Consider the following 15,871-nt stretch of genomic DNA (forward strand, 5'->3'; position numbering starts at 1 on the left):
TGCTTCGACCTGTCCACTCCTACCTGACGGGCACCGTTATGTTACTTACCGACCACAAGCTCCCTCTCGGTCAGCAGATCGCCGACTTCATCGACTGGCTGACGCTGCATGGCGCCAGCGTCTTCGACAAGATCTCCGATGTGCTGTCCGGCCTCATCCACGGCCTCACCGCCGGCCTGATGTGGTTCAACCCGCTGGCCTTCATTGCCCTGGTCGCGGTAGGGGTCTATCTGTTGCAACGCAGCATCGGCCTGGTGATCTTCGCCCTCGTCTCCCTGCTGCTGATCCTCAACCTGGGGTACTGGCAGGAAACCCTGGAAACCCTGGCCCAGGTGGTCTTCGCCACCCTAGTGTGCATCGCCGTCGGCGTGCCGCTGGGCATCGTCGCCGCGCACAAGCCCTGGTTCTACACCGGCCTGCGCCCGGTCCTGGACCTGATGCAGACGGTCCCCACCTTCGTCTATCTGATTCCGACCCTGACCCTGTTCGGCCTGGGCGTGGTGCCCGGGCTGATTTCCACGGTGGTGTTCGCCGTGGCCGCGCCGATCCGCCTGACCTGCCTGGGCATCCAGGACGTTCCCGCCGAGCTGATGGACGCCGGCAAGGCCTTCGGCTGCTCGCGCTGGCAGCTGCTGACCCGCATCGAGTTGCCCCACGCCATGCCCAGCATCGGCGCCGGCATCACCCAATGCATCATGCTGTCGCTGTCCATGGTGGTGATCGCCGCCCTGGTGGGTGCCGATGGCCTCGGCAAGCCGGTGGTGAACGCCCTCAACACCGCGGACATCGCCCTGGGCTTCGAAGCCGGCCTGTCCATCGTCCTGATCGCCATCCTGCTCGACCGGGTGTGCAAGCAACCCGCCCCTCGCGAGGTTAAGTAAATCATGACCGCCATACGTTTCGAACATGTCGACGTCATCTTCGGCAAGCAGAACAAGCGTGCCTTGGAGCTCCTCGACCAGGGCAAGGGTCGCAGCGAGATCCTCCAGGAGACCGGCCAGGTACTGGGCGTCGAAGACGCCTGCCTGGAGGTCCAGAAGGGTGAGATCTGCGTGCTGATGGGCCTGTCCGGCTCGGGCAAGTCCAGCCTGCTGCGCTGCATCAACGGCCTCAACACCGTGAGTCGCGGCAAGCTGCTGATCGAGCACAAGGGCAGCGAGGTGGACATCGCCAACTGCTCGCCCGCGGTGCTCAAGGACATGCGCACCACCCGCATCGCCATGGTGTTCCAGAAGTTCGCCCTGATGCCCTGGCTGACCGTGGCCGAGAACGTCGGCTTCGGTCTGGAGATGCAGGGCCGCTCGGCCGCCGAGCGCAAGAAGCTGGTCGAGGAGAAGCTGGAGCTGGTCGGCCTGACCCAGTGGCGCAACAAGAAGCCCGACTCCCTGTCCGGTGGCATGCAGCAGCGCGTCGGCCTGGCCCGCGCCCTGGCCATGGACGCCGACATCCTGCTGATGGACGAGCCCTTCTCCGCTCTCGATCCGCTGATCCGCCAGCAGCTGCAGGACGAATTGCTGCAACTGCAGGCCAAGGTCAACAAGACCATCGTCTTCGTCAGCCACGACCTCGACGAAGCCCTCAAGATCGGCACCAACATCGCCATCATGAAGGACGGTCGCATCATCCAGCACGGTCGTCCCGAGGACATCGTGCTCAATCCGGCGGACGAATACGTGCGCACCTTCGTCGCCCACACCAATCCGCTCAACGTGCTCAGCGGCTACAGCCTGATGCGCGGCCTGGACAAGTGCGGCCGCGAGGGCAACGAGATCTGCCTGGAACGCAGCCACGACATCTGGCTGGCGCTCGACAACCAGACGGTCAAGGCGCTGCGCCGCGGCGGCGAGAGCCTGGCCCTGCAACGCTGGACCCCGGGCATGCCGATCAACAGCCTGCAGCGCCAGCCGACCCTGGCACCGGCCGATATCCGCATGCGCGACGCCCTGGAGATCCGCTACCACACCGGGCACAAGCTGGTGCTGGAGACCGATGGCCGCGCCGTGGGCATCCTCGGCGACAAGGAGCTCTACCACGCCCTGCTGGGCAAGAATCTGGAAAAGGCTGGCGAAGACGTCGCCCCGCCCGCGGTCCGCTCCACCCTGTCCCAGGCGGGCTGACCGTCCGCCCCGCCACCCGCCTCTCCGCTGCAGAGGCGGGTGCGCCCCTCTCCTGCTCCATCGCCGGCAGAGCCAGCAGGCTTGCCTGACCGGCACCTGCCTCCCCTGATCCTGAGCTCCACCTTTGACCCTGGCCAACAGACGCGCAGACGCCTTCCCCGGCAACACCTGACGGTGCCGCCGCGCGACTGGGAGATGATCGAGGTGATACAAGGCAGGCGGGCTGCGAGCGCCTCGGCGATCTCGCAGCCCGCCTGGAGCGGTAGCGGGAAGGCCTTAGAGCACCACAGTCCGCCCGGCGTTGAGGAAGACGCGGCGTTCCAGGTGATAGCCCACCGCCCGAGCCAGGGTCAGGCACTCGATGTCGCGGCCGCGGGCCACCAGGTCCTCGGCGTAGTGGGCATGGTCCACGGACTCGACGCCCTGGGCGATGATGGGGCCTTCGTCCAGGTCGTTGTTGATGTAGTGCGCCGTGGCGCCCACCAGCTTGACGCCCTTGGCATAGGCCTGGTGATAGGGCCGCGCGCCCTTGAAGCCGGGCAGCAGCGAGTGGTGAATGTTGATCGCCCAGCCGTCGAGGCGACGGCACAGCTCGGGCGACAGCACCTGCATGTAGCGCGCGAGAATCACCAGCTCGGCACCGGTCTCCTGCAATACCTGCCAGACCTTGGCTTCCTGGGCCGGCTTGTCCTGGGGATCCAGGGCGAAATGGTGATAGGGAATGCCGTGCCAGGCCGCCAGGGGCTCCAGATCCGGGTGGTTGGAGATCACCGCCACCACGTCCATGGGCAACTGGCCGATGCGCTGGCGATAGAGCAGGTCGTTGAGGCAGTGGTCGGCCTTGGAGACCATGATGGCGACCTTGGCGCGATAGCCGGGCGGGGTCAGCTCGAAGGTCATGTCGAAGGGCGTGAAGCGCAGATCCAGACCGACGCGAAACAGGCCTTCGTTGAAGTCGCTGGGTACCTGGAATTCCACCCGGATGAAGAAGCGCTGGGCTTCGCGATCGTCGAAGCTGTGGTGCTGGGTGACATAGCAGCCCTGCTCGAACAGGTAGCGCGTGACCACGTCCACGGTGCCGAGGCGACTCGGGCTCTGGGCGGTGAGAATCCAGGTATCGGGCGTGCGGCTCATGATGAATTCCTTTGCATGGAGATGAAGCCAGAATCACAAAACCCGACCTGCGCCTCACGCAGGTCGGGTTCGAGAGAACGACTGGACGCAGCGACCGATCAGGCCTCGATGCGCAGTCCGTACTCGGCGCTCGCGTCCTGCAGCCACAGCCAGACGTAGTCGGCGAAGCTGCGTCGCACCACCAGCTCCCAGGTGTCTTCCGCGGTATGGCGGATCATCAGCTGGGACTTGGCGAACACCGTCCCCACCGCCTTGCCCACCGGGAAGTTGCTCGGATGGACGTCGTAGGAGGTGGACTTCATCAGCACTTCACGCACCTTGGGGCCCTTGAGCTCGACCAGGGTCTGGCCACCGCCGACGTTGACGATGGCGACATGGCGCTCGCCCAGGGCCTGGCGCAGGGCCTGCTCGGTGGCGAACTCGCTGCCACCGGGCACCACCAGCAGCCACTCGTCCGGGCCGAGCCACTGCAGCGAGCTCTCGCCCTTCTGGGTGATTGCCAGGGGACCGGGCACTTCCAGGCCGACCACGCTCTGCACCGCGCCGGTGAAGCCTTCGTCATGGGCGTCGCCACGGATGACCAGATGCCCCAGCAGGGCCCGCTCGCGCAGGGTCACCCCGGCGGTGGCCGGGCCGCGGCCGGCGAGCTTGTTCAGCTCGGCGTGGAACAGCGGGGATTCGGCGCGCGCCGTGGCGGAGTATTGGTCGTAGACATTGATGTTGTTCATGGGGCGCTATCCTCGTTAGGCGACGTTCTGCCGCTCACCCTTGGGGTCGTAGAACACCGGCGAGACGATCTCGGCAGCGATGTAGCGGCCATCGGCCAGCGGGGCGTAGACGGTCTGGCCCATGCGGCCCAGGCCACCCTTGACCATGGCCATGGCGAAGCCGTAGCCCAGGGTCGCGCTGTGGTAGCTGGAGGTCACGTGACCGACCATGTCCATGGGGATCGGCTGGTTGCGCTCGAACACCAGTTGCGCACCTTCCGGCAGGACGTCGCGGGCATCCAGGGGCTTGAGGCCGACCAGCTGCTTGCGATTCTCGCGGACGCAATCCTGGCGATGCATGCCGCGCTTGCCGATGAAGGAGAAGCTCTTGTTCAGGCTCACCGCCCAGCCCATGCCCAGGTCCTGGGGCGTGACCGAACCATCGGTGTCCTGCCCGATGATGATGAAGCCCTTCTCCGCCCGCAGCACGTGCATGGTCTCGGTGCCATAGGGGGTGAGGTCGAATTCCTTGCCCGCCGCGACCACCTGCTCCAGCACGCCCATGGCGTAGTTGGCCGGTACGTTGATCTCGTAGGAGAGTTCGCCGGTGAAGGAGATCCGGAACACCCGCGCCGGTACCCCGCCCACCTGGCCTTCCTTCCAGGCCATGAAGGGGAAGGCGGCGTTGTCCAGATCGATGTCGGTCAGCTTGGCCAGCAGCTTGCGGCTGTTGGGACCGGACAGGGTCAGGGTCGCCCAGTGGTCGGTGACCGAAGTGAAGTACACCTCCAGCTCCGGCCATTCGGTCTGGTGGTACAGCTCCAGCCATTCGAAGACGCGCGCGGCGCCGCCGGTGGTGGTGGTCATCAGGAAGTGGTTGTCGGCGAGACAGGCGGTGACGCCGTCGTCGAAGACCATGCCGTCTTCCTTGCACATCAGGCCGTAGCGGGCCTTGCCGATGTCCAGCTTGGTCCAGGCGTTGGTGTAGACGCGGTTGAGGAATTCCCGCGCGTCCTTGCCCTGGATGTCGATCTTGCCCAGGGTGGAGGCGTCGAGCAGACCGACGCTGCGGCGTACGGCCAGGCACTCGCGGTTGACCGCGGCGTGCAGGTCCTCGCCCGCCTTGGGGAAGTACCAGGGGCGCTTCCACTGGCCGACGTCCTCGAACAGGGCGCCCTGCTTGAGGTGCCAGGCATGCAGCGCGGTGTAGCGCTTGGGCTCGAACAGGTGGCCGCAATGCCGTCCAGCGATGGCGCCGAAGGTGATGGGCGTGTAGTTCGGGCGGAACATGGTGGTGCCGACTTCCGGGATGGCCTTGCTCTGCACCCGGGCGGCGATGGCCAGGCCGTTGATGTTGCCCAGCTTACCCTGGTCGGTGCCGAAGCCCATGGCGGTGTAGCGCTTGACGTGCTCGATGGACTCGAAGCCCTCGCGGCAGGCCAGCTCGATGCCGGCGGCGGTCACGTCGTTCTGCAGGTCGACGAACTGCTTGGGGGCCCGCGACGACGGCTTGTCGTGGGGCACTTGGAACAGCGCCAGACTCGGCTCTTCCTGGCGGAATTCGGCCTGGGGCAGCTCGCCGCTGACCACCTTGGCACCGGCTTCGGCCGCGGCGGTGGCGCCGGCCTCGAAACCGTCGGCCAGGACATCGCCCAGGGCGAAGACGCCATTCACGCCACCGGCGCAGAGGCGCTTCTGCGGCGCCGGACCGGGCACGAAGGCCTGGATGTCATCGCGCCACAGCGGACGACCGCCCAGGTGCGAGGCCAGGTGGACCACCGGGCTGTAGCCGCCGGAGGTGGCGATGAGGTCGCAATCGAGCCACTCGCCGCCACCCAGGGTCCGGAAGGCGGTCAGGTCGATGGTGGCGATCTTGGCGCCGGTCACCCGGGTATTGCCGCGGGCTTCGCTGACGGCGGTACCGCCCATGACGCGCACGCCACGCTTGCGCATTTCCTCGACCCAGGCGCCGCGCGGATTGGGGCGCGCATCCGCGACTGCCACCACCTGGCGACCGGCTTCGAGCCAGTCCAGGGCCACGCGGTAGGCGTAATCGTTGTTGGTGGACAGCACCAGGCGCTGACCCGGGGCCACCGCATAGCGACGGATGTAGGTGGACACGGCACCGGCCACCATGTTGCCCGGCAGGTCGTTGTTGGCGTACACCAGCGGCCGCTCGTGGGCGCCGGTGGCCAGCACCACGCGGGTGGCGCGGACGCGGTGCAGGCGCTGACGCACCTGGCCATGGGGCGCGCGATCGCCGAGGTGATCGGTGAGTCGCTCGTGGATGGTGAGGAAGTTGTGGTCGTGGTAGCCGTTGACCGTGGCGCGCGGCAGCAGCACCACGTTGTCCAGGCCCTGCAGCTCGGCCACGGCCTTGGCGGCCCAGTCGGCGGCCGGGGCGCCGTCGAGACGCTCGCGGCTGTCCAGCAGGCTGCCACCGAATTCTTCCTGTTCGTCGGCCAGGATCACCCGGGCGCCGCTGCGACCGGCGGCCAGGGCCGCGGCCAGGCCGGCGGCGCCACCGCCCACCACCAGCACGTCGCAGTGCTGGTTGAAGTTGTCATAGGTATCCGGATCGACCTGGGTCGGCGCCCGGCCGAGGCCGGCGGCCTTGCGGATGTACTTCTCGTAAGTCATCCATAGGTTCTGCGGATACATGAAGGTCTTGTAGTAGAACCCGGGCGGCATCATCTTGCCGCCGACCTTGCCGAGGATGCCCATGAGGTCGTTGTTGACGCTCGGCCAGCCGTTGGTGCTGGCGGAGACCAGGCCCTGGTACAGCGCCTGCTGGGTGGCCCGCACGTTGGGCACCTGGGTGGCCTCGGTGGCGCCGATCTGCATGATGGCGTTGGGCTCTTCGGCACCGGCGGCGACGATGCCGCGCGGCCGCGAATACTTGAAGCTGCGCCCGATCACGTCCACGCCGTTGGCCAGCAGCGCCGAGGCCAGGGTGTCACCCTTGAAGCCCTGGTAGGTCTGACCGTTGAAGGTGAAGGTGATGGCCTGGCTGCGGTCCAGGCGACCGCCCTGGGTGAGTCGATGGACCTGGCTCATGTGCGCTCTCCTCGCTCGGCGGTGAAGCGGGGTTGCTCGCCGATCAGATAGGTTTCGAGAATTTCGTAGGTCTCGGTGTTACGGGTCGCGTTGAAGTACTGGCGGCAGCCCGAAGCGTGGACCCACAGCTCGTGACGCAGGCCGCGCGGGTTGTCGCGGAAGAACATGTAATCGCCCCACTCCGCGTCGCTGCAGGCCTCGGGATCCAGCGGACGCGGGATGTGCGCCTCGCCGGCGGCGTGGAATTCTTCTTCGGAGCGCAGTTCCCCGCAGTGGGGGCAATGGATGTACAACATGCTCGGGCTCCTTAGTGCGCGACGGCCGCTGCGCCGTGTTCGTCGATCAGCGCGCCGGTGTGGAAACGGTCGATGGAGAAGGGCTTGGCCAGCGGATGCATCTCGCCGGAGGCGAGCGACGCCGCGAAGACGTTGCCCGAGCCCGGAGTGGCCTTGAAGCCGCCGGTACCCCAGCCGCAGTTGAAGAACAGATTTTCCACCGGGGTCTTGGAAATGATCGGGCAGGCGTCGGGCGAGGTGTCGACGATGCCGCCCCACTGGCGGTTCATGCGCACCCGCGAGAGGATCGGGAACATCTCGACGATGGCCTGCAGGGTGTGCTCGATCACCGGGTAGGAGCCGCGCTGGCCGTAGCCGACCCAGCTGTCGATACCGGCGCCGATCACCAGGTCGCCCTTGTCGGACTGGCTGATGTAGCCGTGTACCGCGTTGGACATGATGACGCTGTCGATGATGGGCTTGATCGGCTCGGACACCAGCGCCTGCAGCGGGTGGGATTCCAGCGGCAGGCGGAAGCCGGCCAGCTTGGCCATGTGCCCGGAGTTGCCGGCGGTGACCACGCCGACGCGGCGGGCGCCAATGAAGCCACGGTTGGTTTCCACGCCGATCACCTTGCCGTCCTGCTTGCGGAAGCCGGTGACCTCGGTCTGCTGGATCAGGTCGACGCCCAGGGCGTCGGCGGCGCGGGCGAAGCCCCAGGCCACGGCATCGTGACGGGCCACGCCGCCGCGGCGCTGCACGGTGGCACCGAAGATCGGGTAGCGGGTGTTCTTGCTGCAGTCCAGGTAGGGAATCTCCTCGGCCACCTGGCGGGTGTCGAGCAGTTCGCCGTCCACGCCGTTCAAGCGGTTGGCGCTGACCCGGCGCTCGGAATCGCGCATGTCCTGCAGGGTGTGGCAGAGGTTGTAGACGCCGCGCTGGGAGAACATGACGTTGTAGTTGAGGTCCTGGGACAGGCCCTCCCACAGTTTCATGGCGTGCTCATAGAGGTGCGCCGATTCGTCCCACAGGTAGTTGGAGCGGACGATGGTGGTGTTGCGCGCGGTGTTGCCGCCGCCCAGCCAGCCTTTCTCGATCACCGCGACGTTCTTCACGCCGAATTGCTTGGCGAGGTAGTAGGCGGTGGCCAGGCCGTGACCGCCACCGCCGACGATGACCACGTCGTACACCGGCTTGGGCGTCGGGGTGCGCCACATCCGCTGCCAGTTCTCGTGATGGCTCAGGGAGTGCTTGAAGAGGCCGAAGCCGGAATAGCGTTGCATCTGGAGACTCCTGCAGACGACGCCCCTTTCCGCAAAGGGGGAAAGGGGTTGGATAAGGGTTGCGTCAGGCGCGTGGCGACTAGCGGTAAACCGGGTAGTCGCGGCACAGCGCGGCCACCTGGCGCGCCACCTGGGCTTCCACATCGGCATCGCCGAGGTGGTCGAGGATGTCGCAGATCCAGCCGGCGACGCGTTCGCTTTCGCTGACGCCCAGGCCGCGGGTGGTCAGGGCCGGGGTGCCGATGCGCAGACCCGAGGTCACGAAGGGCGACTGGGGATCGTTGGGCACGGCGTTCTTGTTCACGGTGATGCAGGCGCGCCCCAGGGCGGCGTCCGCGTCCTTGCCGGTGATGCCCTGCTTGATCAGGCTGACCAGGAACAGGTGGTTGTCGGTGCCGCCGGAGACCACGTCGAAGCCGCGGGCCTTGAACACGCCGGCCATGGCCTGGGCGTTCCTGATCACCTGCTGCTGATAGGTCTTGAAGCCCGGCTCCAGGGCTTCCTTGAAGCACACCGCCTTGCCGGCGATGACGTGGATCAGCGGGCCGCCCTGAGCCCCTGGGAACACCGCGGCGTTGAGCTTCTTCTCGATGTCGGCGTTGGCCTTGCACAGGATCAGGCCGCCACGGGGGCCGCGCAGGGTCTTGTGGGTGGTGGTGGTCACCACGTCGGCGAAGGGCACCGGGTTCGGGTAGACCCCGGCGGCGACCAGACCGGCCACGTGGGCCATGTCGACGAACAGCAGAGCACCCACGCTGTCGGCGATGTCGCGGAAGCGCTGGAAGTCCAGGGTCTTGGAGTAGGCGGAGAAACCCGCCACGATCATCTTGGGCTTGTGCTCTTCGGCCAGACGCTGGATCTCGTCGTAGTCGATCAGGCCGGTGTCGGTGTTGATGCCGTACTGGACGGCGTTGTACAGCTTGCCGGAGGAGCTGACCTTGGCGCCGTGGGTCAGGTGACCGCCGTGGGCCAGGCTCATGCCCAGGATGGTGTCGCCGGGCTGCAGCAGCGCCAGGTACACGGCCGAGTTGGCCTGGGAACCGGAGTGCGGCTGGACGTTGGCGTAGTCGGCGCCGAACAGCTGCTTGGCACGCTCGATGGCCAGCTGCTCGACCTTGTCGACATGCTCGCAGCCACCGTAGTAGCGCTTGCCCGGATAGCCTTCGGCGTACTTGTTGGTCAGCACGCTGCCCTGGGCTTCCATGACGCGCTGGCTGGTGTAGTTTTCGGACGCGATCAGTTCCAGGTGATGCTCCTGGCGCCGCGCTTCCTCGCCCATGGCGGCGAACAACGCATCATCGTAGCCCTGGATTTGGTCCTGCTTGCTGAACATCGCGGCGCTCCTAAAGTCTGTGGCGGTGAAAACCACCCCCTTGGCCGCGATGGTAGGCCCGGCCCCAGACCCCAAGATGCCTGTTTACGCCCCGGGCCGGCGCGTTTGCGACAGCCACTCAACGGCCGAGTTCTGCCGTTCGCCGGGTGCCATCAAGTCGCTCCGATCCGCGCCGATAGGCTGACTACCTCCCCCCCGGCCAGCGAGTTCTGCCATGTTCAATGCGCACCACAAGAAGACCATCGCTCGGCTGGAGGCCGAGTTGCACGCCAACCAGGGCCTGACCCAGGCGCTGGAGCGGTCCATGGCGGTGATCGAGTTCGATACCGACGGTACCGTCCTGCGTGCCAACGACAACTTTCTCCGCCTGACCGGCTATCGTGCCGACACCCTGGTCGGTCAGCACCATCGCCGGCTCTGTCCGGCCAACGTGGTGCAGGGTCGCGACTATGGCGATTTCTGGGCCCGCCTCAAGCGCGGCGAGTTTGTTTCCGGCACCTTCCACCGCCTGGACGCCCAGGGCCGTACCCTCTGGCTGGAAGCCAGCTACAACCCGGTGCCCGACAGCAGCGGCAGGATCGCCAAGGTGGTGAAGTACGCCCTCGACGTCACCGCCCAGGTCGAGCGCGACAGCGAAGCCCAGAGCAACCTCAAGGCCTTGGACCGCGCCCTGGCGCGCATCGAATTCGACCTGGACGGGCGCATCCTCACGGCCAACGACAATTTCCTGGCCACCCTGGGCTACAGCCTCAAGGAGATCCAGGGCCAGCAGCATCGCCTGTTCTGCGAGCCGGCCCTGGTCAATAGCAGTGAATACGCCGACTTCTGGCGCCGCCTCAATGCCGGCGAGTTCTTTCGCGGCCAGTTCAAGCGGCTGGGCAAGCACGGCCGGGTGGTCTGGTTGGAGGCGAGCTACAACCCGGTGTACGACGCTACCGGTCGGCTATACAAGGTGGTCAAGTACGCCAGCGACATCAGCGAGCGGGTGGAAAAGCACGAAAGCGACAGCCGCAGCGCCTCGCGGGCCTATCACATCTCCGCCGAGACCGAGAAGGTCGCCGAGCACGGCACCCGGATCATCCAGGCGGCCGCCGGCGAGATGCGCGAGATCGCCCACAACGTCAGCGCCTCCGCCGAGGTGATCGGCCAGCTGGGCCAGCGCTCCGAGCAGATCACCGCCATCGTCAACACCATCCGCGGCATCGCCGACCAGACCAACCTGCTGGCGCTCAACGCCGCCATCGAGGCCGCGCGCGCCGGTGATCAGGGGCGTGGCTTCGCCGTGGTCGCCGACGAGGTCCGCCAGTTGGCGGGGCGCACCAGCAGCGCCACGGCGGAGATCGCCGAGATGATCGGGCGGATCCTGAGCGAGACCCAGCAGGCGGTCGCCAGCATGGAAAGCACCCAGGGTCGAGCGGTCAAGGGCGTCGAGCTGGCCGACCAGGCCGGTGCGGTGATCGTGCAGATCCGCGATGGCGCCAGCGACGCCGTGGAAGCCGTGAGCATGTTCGCCAGCAAGCTGGACGAATCCGAGGTGATTCCCAAGGGCGCGCGCAACTGGGTGGGGCATTGAGGCCGCGGGCTTGATCGGGATCAAGCGTCCCTGACAGCCAGGGTCTAGCATGAAGGCATACCCCTCTCGTGGAGATGCCCCATGCACAATGTCCTGGTCGCCTACGACGGTTCCCCCAGCGCCGACAACGCCCTGCGCTACATCCTCGACCTGGTGAAGGCCGGGCTGTCGCTGGAGCTGCACCTGCTCAACGTCCAGAACGAGCCGGAAATCTATGGCGCGCCCTTCGACGACCGCATCCTGCGCGAATGGCGCGGCAGCCTGCAGGACAAGGCCGAAGACATCCTGATCCGGGCGCGCCCGGCCCTGCTCGAAGCCGGTATCGAGGCCCAGATCCACGTGGGCTTCGGCGGCATCGCCGAGACCATCGGCGAGACGGCGCGGCGCCTGCAGGTGGACACCGTGGTCATGGGCACCCGCGGCCTGGGCTCGCTCAGCGGCCTGCTGCTCGGCTCGGTGGCCCATCGCGTGGTCCATCAGGTGCCCTTGCCGGTTATCCTGGTGAAATAGTCGCCCAACAAAAAACCAGCCCTCGGGCTGGTTTTCTCGTTTCGGAGCAGCGTCTGGATCAGATGCTCAGGGTCCAGTCGTAGTCGACGATCAGCGGCGCGTGCTCGGAGAAGCGCGGTTGCCGCGGCAGGCGCGCCGAGCGGACGAAGCGGCGCAGACCCGGGGTCAGGATGTTGTAGTCGAAGCGCCAGCCCAGGTTGAGGTGCTCGGCCTGGTCGCTGTCCGGCCACCAGCTGAACTGGTCGCCTTCGCGGCTCACTTCGCGCAGGGCATCCACATAGCCCATGTTGCCGATCACCTCGTCCATCCAGGCCCGTTCGGGCGCCAGGAAACCGGGGATCTGCTGGCAGTCGCGCCAGTTCTTCACGTCCTGCTTCTGGTGCGCCACGTACAGCGAGCCGCAATAGATGTACTCGCGGCGCTTGCGGCGCTGCTTGTTCAGGTAGTGGGTGAAGTCGTCCATGAACTTGAATTTCATGTTCAGGTCTTCGTCACCGCGCTTGCCCGAAGGCAGCAGCAGGCTGGCGATACTGACCTTGTCGAAGTCCGCCTGCAGGTAGCGACCGAAGCGATCGCAGGACTCGAAGCCCAGGCCGCTGATCACCGCCTTCGGCTGGACCCGCGTATAGAGCGCGACCCCGCCCTGGGACGGCACTTCGGCGTCGCAGGCATAGAGGATGTAACCCTCCAGCGCATAGGCCGGATCGTCCATGTCGTAAGAAGAGGCGCGCGTATCCTGCAAGCAGATCACGTCGGCATTCTGCGCCTTAAGCCAGGGCAACAGGCCCCGCTCCACAGCGTCCTGAATACCATTGACGTTCAAGCTGATGATCCGCATAAATGGCCCCCAAAAAATCGTGGATGTATGATACCCGAGCTAAACCGGTTTAGCTAAATACAAGCCGCGCAAGGACTTATATGCAGGCGTATCAGCGTAATTTCATTCGTTTCGCCATCGAGCGCGGAGTTCTGCGCTTTGGTGAATTCACCCTGAAATCGGGTCGTATCAGCCCCTATTTCTTCAACGCCGGCCTGTTCCACAGCGGTGCGGCCCTGGCTCAGCTCGGCCGTTGCTATGCCGATGCGCTGGTGCAGGCCAACCTGCCCTTCGATGTGCTCTTCGGCCCGGCCTACAAGGGCATCCCTCTGGCCGCGGCCACGGCGGTGGCCCTGGTCGAGCACCACGGCCGCGACGTGCCCTGGTGCTTCAACCGCAAGGAAGCCAAGGACCACGGCGAAGGCGGCCTGCTGGTGGGCGCGCCTCTGACCGGTCGGGCGCTGATCATCGATGACGTCATCACCGCCGGCACCGCCATCCGTGAGGTCATGCAGATCATCGAGGGTCAGGGCGCCAGCGCGGCCGGGGTGCTCATCGCCCTGAACCGCCAGGAGCGCGGCCGCGGCGAATTGTCGGCCATCCAGGAAGTCGAGCGCGACTACGGCATTCCGGTGCTCAGCATCGTGGCGCTGGATCAGGTGCTCGAATACCTGGCCGAGGACGCCGAGCTCAAGCGTCACCTCCCTGCCGTCCAGGACTATCGCGCTCAATACGGCATCTAGCCCCAGGAGAGACGGCCATGGTCGTACGTCGCGCCGCTGCCAGCCTGTTGCTCATCGCCCTGCCGCTGGCCGGCCAGGCGGCCGAGCTGTACCGCTATCTGGACCGCAACGGCACCCTGGTCATCGACCGCCAGGGCGTGCCGCCGGAATACGCTGGCAAGGGCTATGACGTGCTCAACGAGCAGGGCCGGGTGATCCGCAAGGTCGCGCCGGCGCTGCCCGCCGCCGAACTCGATCGCCAGGCGCGCGAGCGCCAGCAGGCGGTCGTCGATGGCCAGTTGCGCAAGCTCTACAGCAATGTCGAGGACGTCGACCGCGCCAAGGCGCGCAAGCTGACGGAGCTCGATGGCCTGATGCAGATCAAGAAGGCTAACCTTGAGGCCGCACGCCAGCTGCAGAGCCAGTTGATGGAGCAGGCGGCGGTGCAGCAGCGCAATGGCCAGGCGCTGCCGGCGGACCTGCAGGCACGCCTCGACGCCGCGGCGGCCGATCAGGTGCGTCTGCAGGCCGATCTGCAGCGCTACGCCGAATTGCGCACCAGCACCAGCGCAGCCTTCGACTCCGATCGTGCACGCATGCAGCGACTGGAAGCGGCTCAGGCCACGGATCGCTAGCCCTTCTGAGCACGCTGCCGGCGGCCCCCTCCGCCGATGGCCTGCTGGGCGGCACGACAAGGTTGCCGCCTCTTCACGCCATATTCTGGCACGTACCGTGCAAATCGATTTTCTACGTATTGTTGAACAATCGGGCGTGAAGACCTATGAGCGGCAAAGACGCAGGCGCGCTGTCCCTGGGGGCTCAGCTGCTGCTGGAAATGCGCGAAGACATCATCGGCGGTCGCCTGCTACCCGGTACGGCGCTGGTCGAGGCTGAACTAGTCAAGGCCTACAACGCCTCGCGCAACACCATTCGCGAAGCCCTGCACCAGCTGGATCGCGAAGGCCTGGCCACCTATGTGCGGCACAAGGGGGTGATGGTGCGGCGCCTGGGCCTGGCCGAGGTGCGCGACCTCTTTACCGTGCGCCGCACCCTGGAGCTGCAGGCCATCCTCACCAGCCGCCCGCTGCGCGAATACCAGTCCGATCGGATGCTGGACGCCCTGGAGGCCGCCGAACTGGCGCAGTCGCGTGAAGACTGGCGCGCCCTCGGCACCCACGGCCTGCATTTCCATCAGCACATCGTCGGCCTGCTGGGCAGTCCGTTGTTCGATGAATTCTTCGCCACCGTCGCCGCCCAGATACGCCTGCTGTTTTCCCTCGCGCCCGACGAGGAGCACTTCCAGCGGCCCTGGGTCATCCGCGACCGCCAGATCCACGACCTGCTCGCCGCCGGACAGCGCCAGGCGGCGGCCGAGGCCATGGCCAGCTATCTCGACGATTCCGAAAACCGGCTGCTGGATCTGCTGAGCGCAGCCAGGCCGCTCTGACCGAGGAGACCTCCCATGTACAAGGACTACCCCGCCGCCTACCAGTCCACCCAGGGTTCCGCCCTGCAGGTCGACCAGGCCTTTTACGATCGCCTGCGCGAGGACAAGGACGCGCGTACCCTGATCGAGCAATTCGAGATCCCGATCCGCACCGGTCGCGCCTGGAAGGTCCCGGCGGGCCATCTGTTTCGCGTCACCACCCCGCACGGTCCCCAGGTGGGCGACTTCAACGTCTGGAACGCCGAGGACCCACGCGAGCGTATGTGGGCCGCGCGCACCCGGCAACTGCAGGGGGCCCACGTCAGCACCTACGACCGCCTCTGGTCGAACCTGCCCTTCCTGCGTCCGCTGCTGACCATCACCGACGACAGCCTGGCCGGCTACGGCATCGACGAACACGGCGGCCGTCTGCACGATCTGCTCGGCACCCGCTGCGATCCCTACGTCAACAAGATGCTCACCGGCGAGGACTTCCACCACCACTGCCACTCGAATCTGACCCGCGCGGTGCTGCCCCACGGTCTCACCGAATTCGATGTCCACGATGTGCTGAACATCTTCCAGTGCACCGGCCTCAACCATGACGACCTGTACTTCATGAAGGCCTGCCCGGCAAAGCCCGGCGACTACCTGGAATTCTTCGCCGAGATCGACGTGCTCTGCGCCCTGTCCACCTGCCCGGGCGGCGATCTGTCCCTGGCGATGTGGGGTCCTGACGCCGAGGACCCGCTCAAGGTCTGCCGCCCGTTGGGCGTGGAGATCTACCGGGTCGAGGAGGCGTTGCTGCAGGGTTGGGAATCGCCCAAGCGGGCGGCCTACAACGGCCAGCACGGTCTGACCCTGCCCAAGGCCAGCTGGGAGCAGTGAGTTCAGTCCACCAATGAAAACGGCGCCCT

At 66.4% G+C, this 15,871-nt stretch carries 14 protein-coding genes and 2 pseudogenes; 9 read left to right on the plus strand and 7 right to left on the minus strand.

Going from position 1 to position 15,871, the window contains the following annotated elements; all coding sequences use genetic code 11:
* The first annotated feature begins 38 nt into the window (after positions 1 to 38).
* Together choW and choV are read left to right on the plus strand one after the other, a co-directional pair.
* Positions 39 to 881 (plus strand): choline ABC transporter permease subunit, encoded by an 843-nt coding sequence (choW, locus tag QKY98_RS04270; protein WP_284670390.1) that lies wholly within the window; start codon positions 39 to 41, stop codon positions 879 to 881.
* Between the two features lie 3 nt (positions 882 to 884).
* Positions 885 to 2,117, plus strand: coding sequence for a choline ABC transporter ATP-binding protein (gene choV / locus QKY98_RS04275; protein WP_027598622.1), 1,233 nt, complete (start codon positions 885 to 887; stop codon positions 2,115 to 2,117).
* Between the two features lie 276 nt (positions 2,118 to 2,393).
* On the opposite strand, the gene QKY98_RS04280 is transcribed toward choV, so the two are convergent.
* The 6 genes from QKY98_RS04280 to glyA form a co-directional block, all read right to left on the minus strand.
* Positions 2,394 to 3,251 (minus strand): formyltetrahydrofolate deformylase, encoded by an 858-nt coding sequence (locus QKY98_RS04280; protein WP_077171181.1) that lies wholly within the window; start codon positions 3,249 to 3,251, stop codon positions 2,394 to 2,396.
* A gap of 98 nt (positions 3,252 to 3,349) precedes the next feature.
* Positions 3,350 to 3,979, minus strand: a complete 630-nt coding sequence (locus QKY98_RS04285; protein WP_007160039.1) for a sarcosine oxidase subunit gamma — start codon at positions 3,977 to 3,979, stop codon at positions 3,350 to 3,352.
* 15 nt (positions 3,980 to 3,994) lie between these two features.
* Positions 3,995 to 7,015: a sarcosine oxidase subunit alpha gene (locus QKY98_RS04290; RefSeq protein ID WP_284670391.1), complete on the minus strand. Its 3,021-nt coding sequence runs from the start codon at positions 7,013 to 7,015 to the stop codon at positions 3,995 to 3,997.
* Positions 7,012 to 7,311, minus strand: a complete 300-nt coding sequence (locus QKY98_RS04295; RefSeq protein ID WP_284670392.1) for a sarcosine oxidase subunit delta — start codon at positions 7,309 to 7,311, stop codon at positions 7,012 to 7,014. Before QKY98_RS04295 ends, QKY98_RS04290 begins: the two co-directional genes overlap by 4 nt.
* A gap of 11 nt (positions 7,312 to 7,322) precedes the next feature.
* Positions 7,323 to 8,573, minus strand: a complete 1,251-nt coding sequence (locus QKY98_RS04300) for a sarcosine oxidase subunit beta family protein (RefSeq protein WP_017639231.1) — start codon at positions 8,571 to 8,573, stop codon at positions 7,323 to 7,325.
* Positions 8,574 to 8,652: 79 nt separating this feature from the next.
* Complete coding sequence (gene glyA, locus QKY98_RS04305; protein WP_284670393.1) at positions 8,653 to 9,906, minus strand: serine hydroxymethyltransferase; 1,254 nt, start codon at positions 9,904 to 9,906, stop codon at positions 8,653 to 8,655.
* A 214-nt stretch (positions 9,907 to 10,120) separates the two neighbouring features.
* Between glyA and QKY98_RS23895 the strand changes: the two are divergent.
* From QKY98_RS23895 to QKY98_RS04315, 3 genes and pseudogenes are all read left to right on the plus strand, one after another.
* Positions 10,121 to 10,891: pseudogene (locus QKY98_RS23895) on the plus strand (PAS domain-containing protein); the annotation flags it as partial.
* A 111-nt stretch (positions 10,892 to 11,002) separates the two neighbouring features.
* Positions 11,003 to 11,479: pseudogene (locus tag QKY98_RS23900) on the plus strand (methyl-accepting chemotaxis protein); the annotation flags it as partial.
* Between the two features lie 81 nt (positions 11,480 to 11,560).
* Positions 11,561 to 11,989: a universal stress protein gene (locus QKY98_RS04315; protein WP_181084671.1), complete on the plus strand. Its 429-nt coding sequence runs from the start codon at positions 11,561 to 11,563 to the stop codon at positions 11,987 to 11,989.
* Positions 11,990 to 12,047: 58 nt separating this feature from the next.
* Here the strand turns inward: QKY98_RS04315 and crc are convergent, their stop codons facing one another.
* Positions 12,048 to 12,827, minus strand: coding sequence for a catabolite repression control protein Crc (crc, locus tag QKY98_RS04320; RefSeq protein WP_007160046.1), 780 nt, complete (start codon positions 12,825 to 12,827; stop codon positions 12,048 to 12,050).
* 80 nt (positions 12,828 to 12,907) lie between these two features.
* On the opposite strand from crc, the gene pyrE reads away from it, so the two are divergent.
* The 4 genes from pyrE (at position 12,908) to QKY98_RS04340 (ending at position 15,842) form a co-directional block, all read left to right on the plus strand.
* Positions 12,908 to 13,549, plus strand: coding sequence for an orotate phosphoribosyltransferase (gene pyrE, locus QKY98_RS04325; protein WP_007160047.1), 642 nt, complete (start codon positions 12,908 to 12,910; stop codon positions 13,547 to 13,549).
* A gap of 17 nt (positions 13,550 to 13,566) precedes the next feature.
* Positions 13,567 to 14,163 carry a DUF4124 domain-containing protein gene (locus tag QKY98_RS04330; RefSeq protein WP_145249052.1) on the plus strand — a complete coding sequence of 199 codons (597 nt, stop codon included), beginning with the start codon at positions 13,567 to 13,569 and terminating at the stop codon, positions 14,161 to 14,163.
* Positions 14,164 to 14,309: 146 nt separating this feature from the next.
* A complete protein-coding gene (locus QKY98_RS04335) occupies positions 14,310 to 14,975 on the plus strand; it encodes a GntR family transcriptional regulator (protein WP_077171187.1) in 666 nt (221 codons plus the stop codon).
* Between the two features lie 15 nt (positions 14,976 to 14,990).
* Positions 14,991 to 15,842: an urea carboxylase-associated family protein gene (locus QKY98_RS04340; protein WP_027598633.1), complete on the plus strand. Its 852-nt coding sequence runs from the start codon at positions 14,991 to 14,993 to the stop codon at positions 15,840 to 15,842.
* Positions 15,843 to 15,871: the final 29 nt, after the last annotated feature.

This window comes from Pseudomonas sp. HR1, assembly GCF_030175875.1.
Lineage (GTDB): Bacteria > Pseudomonadota > Gammaproteobacteria > Pseudomonadales > Pseudomonadaceae > Chryseomonas > Chryseomonas oryzihabitans.